The 12,097-nt window shown below is 55.6% G+C and carries 12 protein-coding genes and 1 pseudogene; 7 read left to right on the plus strand and 6 right to left on the minus strand.

Annotated features, from left to right (window positions below; translation table 11 throughout):
• Nucleotides 1-257: 257 nt before the first annotated feature.
• The 4 genes and pseudogenes from B8991_RS18825 to B8991_RS18835 form a co-directional block, all read right to left on the minus strand.
• Entirely contained in the window at nt 258-620 is a 363-nt protein-coding gene (locus B8991_RS18825) for a hypothetical protein (protein ID WP_328588530.1), read from the minus strand.
• Nucleotides 594-896: pseudogene (locus B8991_RS22260) on the minus strand (FAD-dependent oxidoreductase); the annotation flags it as partial. The gene B8991_RS18825 and the pseudogene B8991_RS22260, both read right to left, overlap by 27 nt.
• 15 nt (nt 897-911) lie before the next feature.
• On the minus strand, nt 912-1,133 hold the full coding sequence (locus B8991_RS18830; RefSeq protein ID WP_084354823.1) for an FAD-binding oxidoreductase: 222 nt from the start codon (nt 1,131-1,133) through the stop codon (nt 912-914).
• A complete protein-coding gene (locus tag B8991_RS18835; RefSeq protein WP_084354825.1) occupies nt 1,130-2,527 on the minus strand; it encodes an aspartate ammonia-lyase in 1,398 nt (465 codons plus the stop codon). Before B8991_RS18835 ends, B8991_RS18830 begins: the two co-directional genes overlap by 4 nt.
• Nucleotides 2,528-2,728: 201 nt before the next feature.
• Between B8991_RS18835 and B8991_RS18840 the strand changes: the two genes are divergently transcribed.
• A complete protein-coding gene (locus B8991_RS18840) occupies nt 2,729-3,718 on the plus strand; it encodes an asparaginase (RefSeq protein ID WP_143514668.1) in 990 nt (329 codons plus the stop codon).
• A gap of 4 nt (nt 3,719-3,722) precedes the next feature.
• On the opposite strand, the gene B8991_RS18845 is transcribed toward B8991_RS18840, so the two are convergent.
• Nucleotides 3,723-4,697: a LysR family transcriptional regulator gene (locus B8991_RS18845; RefSeq protein WP_179141546.1), complete on the minus strand. Its 975-nt coding sequence runs from the start codon at nt 4,695-4,697 to the stop codon at nt 3,723-3,725.
• A 153-nt stretch (nt 4,698-4,850) separates the two neighbouring features.
• Here B8991_RS18845 and B8991_RS18850 point away from each other — a divergent pair, with 153 nt between their 5' ends.
• The 6 genes from B8991_RS18850 (at nt 4,851) to B8991_RS18875 (ending at nt 10,918) form a co-directional block, all read left to right on the plus strand.
• Nucleotides 4,851-5,900, plus strand: coding sequence for a nuclear transport factor 2 family protein (locus B8991_RS18850; RefSeq protein ID WP_179141547.1), 1,050 nt, complete (start codon nt 4,851-4,853; stop codon nt 5,898-5,900).
• 119 nt (nt 5,901-6,019) lie between these two features.
• Nucleotides 6,020-6,667, plus strand: coding sequence for an alpha/beta fold hydrolase (locus B8991_RS18855; protein WP_179141548.1), 648 nt, complete (start codon nt 6,020-6,022; stop codon nt 6,665-6,667).
• Nucleotides 6,668-6,782: 115 nt separating this feature from the next.
• Nucleotides 6,783-8,108, plus strand: a complete 1,326-nt coding sequence (locus B8991_RS18860) for an ABC transporter substrate-binding protein (RefSeq protein WP_218673263.1) — start codon at nt 6,783-6,785, stop codon at nt 8,106-8,108.
• Nucleotides 8,109-8,112: 4 nt separating this feature from the next.
• A complete protein-coding gene (locus tag B8991_RS18865) occupies nt 8,113-8,988 on the plus strand; it encodes a carbohydrate ABC transporter permease (RefSeq protein ID WP_084354835.1) in 876 nt (291 codons plus the stop codon).
• 71 nt (nt 8,989-9,059) lie between these two features.
• Nucleotides 9,060-9,860, plus strand: coding sequence for a carbohydrate ABC transporter permease (locus tag B8991_RS18870; protein ID WP_218673264.1), 801 nt, complete (start codon nt 9,060-9,062; stop codon nt 9,858-9,860).
• A 68-nt stretch (nt 9,861-9,928) separates the two neighbouring features.
• Complete coding sequence (locus B8991_RS18875; protein WP_328588529.1) at nt 9,929-10,918, plus strand: ABC transporter ATP-binding protein; 990 nt, start codon at nt 9,929-9,931, stop codon at nt 10,916-10,918.
• On the opposite strand, the gene B8991_RS18880 is transcribed toward B8991_RS18875, so the two are convergent.
• Nucleotides 10,913-12,016 (minus strand): LacI family DNA-binding transcriptional regulator, encoded by a 1,104-nt coding sequence (locus B8991_RS18880; RefSeq protein WP_084354840.1) that lies wholly within the window; start codon nt 12,014-12,016, stop codon nt 10,913-10,915. The genes B8991_RS18875 and B8991_RS18880 overlap by 6 nt on opposite strands.
• Between the last annotated feature and the right edge of the window lie 81 nt (nt 12,017-12,097).

Raw genomic sequence — 12,097 nt, forward strand, 5'->3', positions numbered from 1 at the left:
CCGAAGCGCCTTCAAGATGCCAAAGACGCATGCATAAAGTCGATCATCGAGCGTGACCCGGTCCGCGGCACGGGAATTGCGAAGTTTGTCCCGAATACGCGATCTATCAAAAACCCGTCACTGATCACAAGGCACCAAGTGGCGACCGGTGAATTTTGACATCGGTGCCGGTCTGTCCTTTGAGAACGCAATGTGTATGAAGCATTCCGGGGCACCCCTTTTCAGATCATAAGAAAGGGATGAAACGCCCATGGTCGTCAGATCCAGACCGTCGATCTGGCTGATAATGCGCACCACCTCGCCTTGGCCGGTGGGGCTGCGCGAACGCAGCCCCAGCGCGGATGACCATGTGGTTGAGGATGCCCCGCCATACCGGATGTTGTGTATGGTTTCAGATGTTCGACAGAGACATGGCCTTCGCTATGGGCCTGATTGATATCAGACAGTTTCACATCGCGCTGAAAATCGACAAATGCTTTGCCAAGCGTCTTTCCGTGCTTGTCGCAAAGAACGTGAAGCGGCGATAGCCCCCGTGTCCATGCGTTCTCGTTTGGAAATTCCGGCGCTTCTGTCGAGTCGTCGACGTCTGACAGCGCTTGCTGGATGATGTCGACGCCCAGCTTGTCGGTGCCGCGTGCATATCCCCATGCAACTGCGTCATGGCGCGCGGTGCCGGATCGAGTCTGATAGATTGTGCCGTGGATCGGATAACGCACATTGTCAGACCAATCGAGAAATGGACGGCGACGCCTTACGTCTTCACGGTCGAAAAGCCCGGCCTCAATACGGTTGGCCAACAACACTTTGCTACGTCGGTGTGCAGCCTCCATCTGCGCGGGTGACTGACGCAAGTTGAATTGCCCGTGCTGAGAAATCATCACGTTGAAGTTCAGATCCTGGCTGAGGTTTTCCTACAGCTCCATCAAGCGTTCGTAAGACAACGTGTTGCCGGGCATCCTGTAATTGGAGCGAACGATTGTGGTATTGCGGCCAGCGTTGCCGTCGCCAAGCCCTCCCTTGTCGAGCACGATGTCATCGGCTGGTTTCGGCACGACATCGCGCCAGACCCTTGCCCAAATTCTATTGCCGGTCAGGCCTTTCTTGACGATGGACAGGGCAGAGTAGTGGTTCATACGGCTTCCATGCGTCGGGTGCTGTCGTTTAGGATTTTTATGACTTCATCTTCGCTCAGCCAGCCGCGTTCGATGGCGAGGCGTACAAACGGACGCTCTTCGACGAGTGCAAGTTTGACGATTTCAGCGACGCTGGCGTATCCAAGACGATCCACAAAGATGGTCGCCATAGCAGATGAATCCATCAGGTTTTTCAGCGATTGAGCGCGGTTGGCCTTCAATCCAGCAATGCAACCATCCGCGAACAACCGGGCCGAACGGGTCAGAAGGTCAATGGAATCGAACATGCGCGACGCGATGATCGGTTCAAAATGGTTGATTTCAAGCTGCCCGTTGAGGGCCGCCAAGGACACCGCAGCATCGTTGCCCACGACCGCAAAAGCCACCTGCTGCACCATCATCGGCATGACCGGATTGATCTTCCCCGGCATGATCGAAGATCCGGGCTGCACGGTCGGTAACAGCACTTCGCCGACACCGCTGTTTGCGCCGGCAGACAGCATAATTAGGTCAGAGGCAATTTTTCCGATCACTTCGGCGGAGATGCGGATTTCCGATGAAACGCGCGCAAACGTGTCGGCATTCTGCATGGCATCGAACGCGTCGTCCGGCGGACGGACAGGTTTTTCGATTGCTTGCCCAAGATGGTTGAATACCTGTTCGCGAAAGCCGGGCGCAGCACCAAGGCCGGTGCCGATCGCAGTGCCGCCCAAAGGCAGCGTCAGCAAATCGTCGCAAGCCAATGTCAGTTTTTCCGTAAGCCTGCCGAGTGACGCCGCATAGCCGCCAAAAGCCTGACCCAAACGCATGGGTTGTGCCGCCTGCATGCATGTCCGACCAATGCGCAAGACATCGTCAAATTCTACAGCCTTTTCCGCCAACGCCGATTGTAGGTGCGATAACGAGGCGAGAAGGTCTTGTGCTTTCGCATGAACAGCGATCTTGACCGCCGCCGGAACAACGTCATTGGTGGATTGTCCACGATTGACGTGATCATTCGGGCTGACAACATCATATTGTCCGCGATCATGCCCAAGTTTGTCCAGTGCAAGATTTGCCAGAACCTCATTGATGTTCATGTTGATCGAGGTGCCGCCGGAACCCTCAAGCATATTGACGGGAAACGCATCCGCATGCTCCCCGGAAATGATCGCATCGGCGGCAGAGATCAGGGCGTGGGCGATATCGGCGTCCAACACGCCAAGATCCCGGTTTGCACAGGCTGCGGCCCGTTTGATATGCGCCAGAGCACGAATGAATTCGGGTTCATCGCCGATGGTCCGCCCTGAAATGCGGAAATTTTCGGTGGCGCGAAGAGTCGAGACCCCGAAGACGCATGACTGTGGCAGGCTGCGGGGGCCGAGACTATCGATTTCAGTTCTGGTAGGGGTCATAACTACTTTATCCATTGAAGCGGCCAGCGAAGACCTGCTCAATTGTTGCCCCAGAAGCTTCGCCAAGATCACGGCTTAATTGAGAGTATTATAAATACTAACGGGATACATAAATATTATTTATATTCGAAGCTTTGATCTGGATGTTTGCGATATACAGGTCAACAGAGTTACTGGCGGCACCAGCAGAGGGGCGCGGACGTGCAAAGAATAGCATTCATCGGAACCGGTGGCACATTAGCGGCAATGGGTGCCGATCCATTTGATGTTCTTGATTACACGGCAACCGGCGTCCATCTTTCGGCGCAGGACTTGATTGCGCGGTCCGGGTTGAATGGCGAAATCGCAACAATTGATCCGATCGAGTTTCGATCATTCGATAGTACGGCTGTCACGCTCGACGACTGGATGGCTCTGGCTGCTCTTTGCGACGATCTTGGTTCATCGGGCGCGTATGATGGCATCGTCGTAGGGCACGGAACGGCCAGCATGGAGGAAACCGCGTGGTGTCTTTCGTTGGTTCTTTCTGACATCGCAATTCCCGTAGTGCTGACCGGGGCGATGCGCCCGTTCAGCGCGCATTCGTCGGATGGGATCGCAAATCTTGCGGCGGCTTGCCGCGTGGCCGGATCACCGGAGGCGCGCAAGACCAATGTGCTTCTGGTGATGAATGGCGAAATCCACGCTCCGCGCGATGTTGCCAAAACCGATACATTGGCGGTCGAGGCATTCCGGGCCGCCGAATTTGGTCCGCTGGGCAACGTCGCCGGCAATATGGTCCGGTTTCGCCGAGAGGTGCTGCGCCCGGGTCCGTCCTTGCAGTTTAGCGCCCAGGATTTCCGGCGATTTCCGCGTGTCGATATTTGCTATTCCCACATTGGTGCCGATTCCACTGCGATCAACGCATTCGTCGCTGCCGGGGCAAGTGGTCTGATCAGTGCAGGTTTTGGTCCGGGCATGACAACACCGGCAGAGCTGGCCGCGCTGACGGTGGCTGCACAGGCGGGTGTCACGGTCGTGCAATCGTCCCGCGTCGGGGCGGGCTACGTCGTCGACAGCCAGTGCCATCGCAGCAGGGGTATACTTTCGGCGGGATCCTTGTCGCCGCAAAAGGCGCGCATCTTATTGGGATTGTGTCTGGCGCGCGGTGACAGCCTTGATGTGGTGAAGCAGGTATTTGCATTAGTTTAAGCAGCTACTCCAACACCATCGACTCCGCTTCGGATTCAAGCCAGTCAAATTGCGTGATGATCTGGGGGATGATCGCGCGTCGGATGATATCGCGTGTAATTTCAGCGATACGAGGACCTAGCGTCGTGAGCTCGCCCCTTCGGACATAAAGCGCGATTTCGCGAGAAAACCCGGGATTTGGCAACGGCAGAACATTGATGCTGTCGTGGTGCAATCCGCCTTGCAGCACGCCCAGTGGCGTGCTGATCGCAACACCGACCCCACGGCCGACCATCGCCAAAAGCGAATCTGACGTATCGAACGCCAAAACGCGAGGTTGTTCCAGACCGACCCTACGCAAATGTCTGTCGATCTGTTTGCCCATATGGGACCGGGCGCTGTAGTGGATGAGTCTGTGTTTCTCCAGAATCTCCGTGAGCGACAGCCCAGTCAGGCCCTCTGCACGCCCTTTCGGGCATACCAATAGAAATGGCTCCCGATAAAGCGGGAAACTGTCCAGGTTGGTCACGTCGCGTATTGTCTCGGATGTTATAGCAGCATCTATCGAGTGATTTTTCATCGCGTCAGCCTGAGCCGACGCCAGCCCCGACAGGGCAGACAGTTGCAATGCAAGCGCACCATCAATCAGATCGCGAAGCAGAAGCGGCCCGACCGTCGCTGCAAACGTGTCGATCATGCCAAGCCGCAAGTCGAAACGCTCAGGTGTGGCTGCGGCGCTGCGGACCTTCTCGATCGCCTGTTCGATACGTTGTTGCAGAATTGGCATCTCTTGCGCGAGCATCTGTCCAGCCTTGGTCGGCGCATAAGGACGACAGTCGCGGTGTATCAAAGTCGCACCGAACAGCGTTTCGGCGCGTTTCATACCCTGCGAGACGGCTGATTGTGTCAATTCAAGCCTTTCGGCCGCTGCGCTCATACTGCCTTCGGAAATCACGCTTGCTGCGATTTCCAGAGTTCTGAGATCAACTTTCGCCGCCATGTTCATCAATCCAAATTATATAGATCAGTAATAATGTTAATTTATGCAATTCATGTTGGGAGGTCACGAATTTTCCGCATAGCTTGGCGCTGACAAGCGCTCAAAGCTTTTTCCAACGATTCTGAGCAAGACAACGAAATGACTGGACCTTCAATGCCAATTCCCGACCAACTCTCTTCCATCAATCCAGAGACCTACGCGCCTTACCGTGATCCGCGTGACTATATCCTGTCGTGGACCGATGAAATCTGGATCGACATGGGCCTGGGCCGGCTGGGCGAGCACTATGGCAAGGACATCAAGGTTCACACGGCCTATGGCGAGACTTACGATTTCGACCATGTGTTGATGAACAGCGTCCAGAAGATGAGCGCCTTTCCCAATGGCGGCGGTGGAAGCGGCGAGGATGTCCTGTGGGAAGAACGTGGTCCGAATGGCTTCATTTCTTCCCATCGTGTGTTCAAGACGGGGACGCATACCGGTTACTGGACGTACGGACCGCCCACTGGCAAAGACTGGGTCTCTCGCACCATCGCCCACTGCACTGTGCAGGATGGCAAGGTCGTTGAGGAATGGCTGGTCCGCGACGAATATGCTGTTCTTCAGTCGCTCGGTCTTGACCCGAACAAAGTCGCCTGGGATCTGGCGCTTGCCTCCCCTGTCACAGGCGAGGTCGTCGATGTGGCGACATCCGCTGCGTTCGCGGGAACTTATGAGAACCCAACTCTGGAAGGGATCTCGGGCAAGCGACCGGACCGTTTTGCCGCAGAGTGCGAAATGATCAAAGCGATGTACGAGGATGTTTGGAACTCCCGCTTGTTCAATATGGTCGGCGACTATTGCAGCGACAAAGTCGTTTCGCATTCGGTGCGGATGCGCAGGGCGCAGGGCATTCAAGGCTATCAGCAACAAGTGATAGATCTGCTTGCTGCCTTCCCTGATGGCCGGATCGAACTGCGGGATCTTGTGGTCAATGAATCATCCGACCTCGGATTGCGCGTTGCTGCCGTCTGGACGCTTCACGCAACTTATTCGGGCGTGCCGATTTATGGCCACCCAACCCGCAGCCCGGTGAGCATCATGGGCATCACCCATTTCGAGATCCGCGACGGCAAGATCCTTCGTGAGTGGCGTCTATACGATGAAATCGCGGTGCTGACTCAAATCATGCGCGCACGGCAGTTGAGCGGCGAAGAGTTTTGAAGCCCGACCTGCCTCTGATCGCCATCGGCGGAACCCTGTGCGACGCGCGCATATGGTCACCGGTACTGGAGGACCGTGCCACTATAGCGATTGTGGCGGGCAAGACTGTGGACGGACACATGTCTGGCAGCGGAGATATGTCGGCCTATGTCGCCGACCTTCTCCAGCAACTGCCGCCGCGGTTTCTTCTGGTCGGGTTCTCGCTTGGGGGGTTGGTCGCGCTCGAGATGATTGCTCAGGCACCTGATCGTATTGCGGGACTGGCGTTGATCTGTGCCGGTTTCGGCGCTGAAACCGAAAAGGGCGTAATCGCGCGCCGGAATGATGAAATGCGCGCCGAGACCGCTGGGATAGCCTTGCATGCAGAACAGGATGTGTGGCCGCGGTTTTGTGCAAAAAACGTGACGCAAAAGACGGATTACACGGAAATGGCGCAGGCGGTGGGGCTTGATCTGTATCGTCGGCAAAACGACCTTGCGATTTCGCGGAAAGACAGCGTGGACAGGCTGAGCAGGATCGACGTGCCCGTACTGCTTGTGACAGGAGCTGAGGATCGCCTTTGCCCTCCTGACCGCCATGAGATTGCGCAACAAAAAATTGCAGATGTCAGCGTAGTCGTCATTGAGGATGCAGGACATATGATTCCCTTTGACAAACCGGGTGAGCTGTCGCGACACATCTACGAATGGGTGACGAAGATAGAAGACGTAACAGCGCCGCGTGTCAAAAACGTGAAACATTCAATCACCGCGCAGACTACAACCTGAGATCGCATCCTACGCGTGCGCAGGTTCGCATTCGAATGCCTTGACGAGCCGAGGTTAAAGCAAGCCTGCAAATGGGCGGCAAAAAACGACATTGAATTACCACAGGAGAGAGAAAATGAAACTCAACAGACGCACATTTTTGGGCAGCAGCGCCGTCGCCGCACTGATGGCGACAACTCAGCAGTCTTGGGCGCTTTCCGCCGAGGAGCTTTCGCTGAAGTCGGGCAAGCCATATGCAGGCACGACCATCAACGTCATGCTTCCGAATGCTGGCCAATACCGGGCGCAGAAGAAACGCTTGGGCGAACTTGAAGAACTGACCGGCATCAAGGTTGTTCATACCTATGTGCCTTACGGCCAGTTGCTTGATAAAATCACCGCCGAGGCGATTGCAGGCAATGACGACTACGATCTTGTGACCTATCAGGACACTTGGGGACCGGCGCTGACGCCCTATCTTGATCCTCTGGATGATCTTGTCGCAGCGGACGGGTTCGATATGTCGAACTATCCACAGGTATTTGTCGAATGTTCGCAGTATAAGGACACGCTGTATGGCTTGCCGGTTCGTGGTCAGGCGCAGCTGCTGTTCTATCGCAAGGATCTGTTCGAAGCGGCCGGAGTTGCACCTCCCACGACGATCGATGAAATGGTCGAAGCGGCCAAAACCGTGCAGGAGTCCAGCGGCATATCCGGCATCGCCATGGATTACGGCAAAGGCAACGGCTTCCAAAACCTGTTCTCCTGGATGAACTACATGCGCGGCCACAAGGCGGAATTGCTGGATGCCGATGGCAATGTCGCCTTCAACAGCGAGGCTGGCGTCGAAGCCACAAAGGACTATCTGCGCCCGCTGACCGAAGGCATTGCAAATCCGGGCTCTGTTCAGTTCGTCGAAGGCGACAAGGTGACATCCTTTGCCGAAGGCAATTCGGCGATGTTGATGGTCTGGTGGTGGGGCTATGCGCGTCTCACAGGTGAATCGTCCAGTTTGACGCCCGAGCAGGTCGGCTTTGTTCCGGTTCCCGGGTTTGGCAATGACACCAAAGCGGGTATCGGCCAGTGCATGCCATTCGGTATCTTCAAACTGTCCAAGAACAAGGAAGCCGCTTGGGAAGTTCTCAAATGGATGGCCGCGCCGTATCTTGAAGTGGATATCGCCACCGACAAGAGCGACCCGGACACCAACGAGATCATTGTGGTCCATACGTCCAGTCTGAAAGACTCCGCAGTCAACGAAGCCAACTTCGGCGTTCAGGAAGTCGGATACGAAAGCCTGGAAAATGCGCGTGCGATGCCGATGCTCAAGACTTGGCCGCAGGTAGCGTCAGTGTTGGAAGCGACAATCTCCGATATCGCCGCCAACGGAACCGATGTGAAAACTGCGCTCGACGCCGCTGCGACACAGGTCCAGCGCATAGTCGACCGTAATCCGGAGTAAAAAAATGCGCGACTCCGCACTCAAGTGGGGGCTGTTAGCCCCCGCGATCCTCATCAGTATTGCCATGCTGTTTTACCCGATTGGGAGATCGTTCTGGTATTCCTTGCATGACTGGAACCTTACGATCAGTCCGCAGCTTGGGCCGTTCATCGGTTTGGATAACTATGTCAGGTTGCTGACCGACGATCCGCAATTTTGGCATAGCGTGTGGGTGTCGTGCGTCTTCTCGTTTTTTTCCGTGTTCACGACAATCGTTGTATCAATGCTCATGGCGCTGCTCTTGCAGGGCAGCCGTCAACTCGAAATCAATGTGCGCTCCATCTTGGTATTGGCATTCGCCATGTCGCCCGCGCTCGTCGGTATTTCTTGGCGGTTCCTGTTGGCGCCGGAGTTTGGTGCCGCCGACGCAGTGATCGGCTGGATTTTTCCAAGGTGGGCCGATGTGCCCATCCTTGCAGACACAAGCACCGCAATGGTCGCGCTCGTTCTAGTCGATGTTTGGCACTGGGCCCCGTATTTCATGCTGACCTTCATCGGTGCGTTGGCGTCCTTGCCGCAAGAAACGATCGAAGCAGGTCAGATCGACGGCGCGGGCCGCTTCCGGATCTTCTTCGGGATTGTTCTGCCACAGCTTAAGGGCGTGCTGGCAATCGCTATCCTGCTCAAGACGATCTTTTCCATCAAGATGCTTGAACAGGTCATCACCATGACCTCGGGTGGACCGGGATCTGAAACCTCAACCGTGCCCCACAAGGTCTATGAGACCGCGTTTAAATTCTATGACTTCGGGTATGCTGCGGCGATGGCCTACTTCCTGGCGGCAGCGATGCTGGTGCTCGCAATGATCTATTCCCGCATGTTGTTCGGAGGCCAAAAATGACTTCTCTTTCATCGGGTGTCGCCCCAATGCCAACGAAAGCGCAGATCAGACGCCAGCGTAACCGGAAGACAATGAGCGTCCTGCGCATCGTCGGCATCTTGTTGATAACGGCGCTTTGGTTGTTGCCGGTCCTGTGGATCTGCGCGACCGCCTTCAAATCGCCGGGCGATGTCATCTCGCTTGACATTTTCTTCACGCCCACCCTGGACAACTTTGCAAAAGCTGTCGGCCCCAACTATCAGTTGGGTGGCCGTATCTGGAACAGTATTATCGTGACTGTGGGCACGCTGTTGGTGGCGATCCCATCATCTACGGCGGCGGCATATGCCTTCTCAAGGTTTCGCTACCCCGGCGGGATAGTCTGGCCCATCGGACTTTTGGCCACACAATTCGTGCCTGCGGTCATGATCATTATTCCACTTTTCATCCTCTTTCGCTCGATCGGGCTGCTTGATACGCCTATTGCCCTCATCGCGGTAAACCTGTCGGTGGTCGTCCCTTACGCAATCTGGATGATCAAAGGGTTCATGGATGCATTGCCGATGGACATGGAAGAGGCCGCAATGATGGATGGTGCCTCGCGGTTCCGGGCGCTTATCGATGTGGTCATTCCAGTGGCCATGCCGGGTATCATCACCGCGACGATCTTCTGCTTCGTGGTTACCTGGAACGAGTTTTTCTACGCCCTGATCCTGACAAGCAACGATTCTGTCACACTGCCCGTGTCGCTGATGAGTGCGCGGACAGACAAGGGTGACGAATGGGAAATCATGGCCGTCATCGGTCTAACAATCATGGTGCCGATGATGCTGATCTCACGGGTGGTTCAGCGGCACTTCCTCAAGGGGCTTACAGCGGGAGCAGTGAAGTAATGGCATCGGTAGAATTGGACGGAATTGGGAAGAAATTTGGCGATGTCGTCGGCGTCGCAACGCAGTCAATGACCATCCATGATGGCGAGTTCATGGTTTTCCTCGGCCCGTCGGGCTGCGGCAAGACCACGACCATGCGGATGATCGCAGGTCTCCTGGAACCATCCGAAGGCCGCGTTCTGGTCGACGGTGAGGACGTGACCTACGACGCGCCCAAAGACCGTGACATCGCCATGGTTTTTCAGAATTACGGTTTGTATCCGCATATGTCTGTGGGCGAGAATATTGGTTATCCCCTGAAGGTGCGCGGTCTGTCGAAGGCGGATCGTAAGGCTCAGATCCAGGATGTGGCCGAACGGGTGGAACTGACGCAGCTTCTTGATCGTCGCCCCAGCGCGCTGTCTGGTGGCCAACGGCAACGCGTGGCACTGGCGCGTGCCATTGTCCGGCGGCCCAAAGTGTTCCTGATGGATGAACCCCTGTCCAACCTCGACGCGCAGCTGCGCGTGTCGATGCGGGCAGAGATCAAGCATCTGCAACAGGAGATGGGCATCACGACCGTCTATGTGACCCACGACCAAATCGAAGCGCTGACTTTGGCCGACCGTATCGTGATTATGCAAAAAGGCGTCATCCAGCAGCTTGGCACTCCGGAAGAGATCTACAACACGCCGGCCAACCTGTTTGTCGCCAATTTCATCGGCTCTCCTTCGATGAATCTGATAAACGGGTCGCTGGAAAACGGTATATTCACAGCGCCGGGCGGTGTTCATGTCCCGTTGAAAGATAGCAGCCAGAAAAACCGCGCGAATGTTGTTCTTGGCATACGCCCGGAAGACATGAGCGTCTGCGATGCGGTCGGTGCAATGATATCGGGTGTCCTCTACAACTCCGAGATGACAGGCGACGCTGTTTTTGCAACGATTGACGTAGGCGAGGCGCGCGTATGCGCACGCGGAGACCGGCATTTGCGTTTTCAAAAGGCGCAGAAGGTCGGCTTTGATCTCGACCTCGATTACGTTCACTTGTTCGACGGAAAATCCGGTGCGCGCCTATAAAGAAGGGCATTCCTTGTCTTGAATACGTGCAGACGTGCGCACGATCAAACGACCGGCCATTCGGATGTTGCGTTCTTCAACATCCGTATTGGTTGCCCGCGAAAGCAACAGCTCGACAGCTTTCAGCGCCATCTCAAGAATGGGTTGCCGGATCGTGGTTAGCTGATAGCTTAAACGCCCGGCTTCCGCGATGTCGTCGAATCCAACGACAGAAATATCCTCGGGTATGCGCCAGCCAAGCTTGTAGCGACACGCATCCATGACCCCCAATGCAAGCTGATCATTGGCGCAAAAAACAGCGTCAGGTCGCGGCAGATTTTCGACCAGATCGGTAAATGCCGTAAGACCCTGATCGTAGGAAAAGTCTGTCGACACGGTCGGCACATGCGCAACGCCCAATTCCGCAAGGCGGGCAACGAATGCACTGGCTCTGACAAGGCTGACCTGTGCCTTTTCAGGGCCTTTGATGCATACAATCCTGCGGTGCCCGGCCTCGAACAAAAGATCCGCAGCCCTTTGGCCCGCTTCGGCGTGATCCGTGGCGATGCTGTCTGTAAGGGCGGATTTGACATCGCGGTTGAAAAACACAATCGGAACGCGGCGCGTCCGAAACCGACTGATATCGGTCTCTTTCATATTGGAGCAACAGATCAAACCATCGAGCGGATATTCCAGCGCTTCGTCGATGATGGACCCGACCGTCGCGTCACTCTCAATCACCATCAGTAACATGCGTCGCTTCTCGCTGCGCAAAGCGTCGCCCAATGTATAAACAAGTTCGGGATTGTTTCGGATGGTGAACCGCGTTGCGACCACGCCCACCATGTTGGACTTTCGTGTTATCAGGGATCGCGCCAAAGCGTTGCGGGAATAGCCCAACTCGGCGGCGATGCGCCGCACACGCTCTCGCGTTTCTGGCGAAATGTTACTGTCATCTTGAAAGCATCGCGAGACCGTCGACTGAGCAACGCCAGCAGCTTTCGCTACGTCGTAGGATGTGGCAGGGTACGGTATCTCATTGTCAGAGGCGCTCAAGTGTACAATCCTAATTCCAGGCAACGAAGCGCAACCAAGGCGCACGTTCTTGCCTCGCATCATTTACAAGTTTTGGCCAAGTAACCAGAATAAATAGTCCCTTGCTGTATCTAGACGATGAATTTGGCATGGGACAGAAACCGG

The sequence above is a fragment of the Primorskyibacter flagellatus genome, from assembly GCF_900176485.1.
In the GTDB taxonomy this organism is placed as follows: domain Bacteria; phylum Pseudomonadota; class Alphaproteobacteria; order Rhodobacterales; family Rhodobacteraceae; genus Primorskyibacter; species Primorskyibacter flagellatus.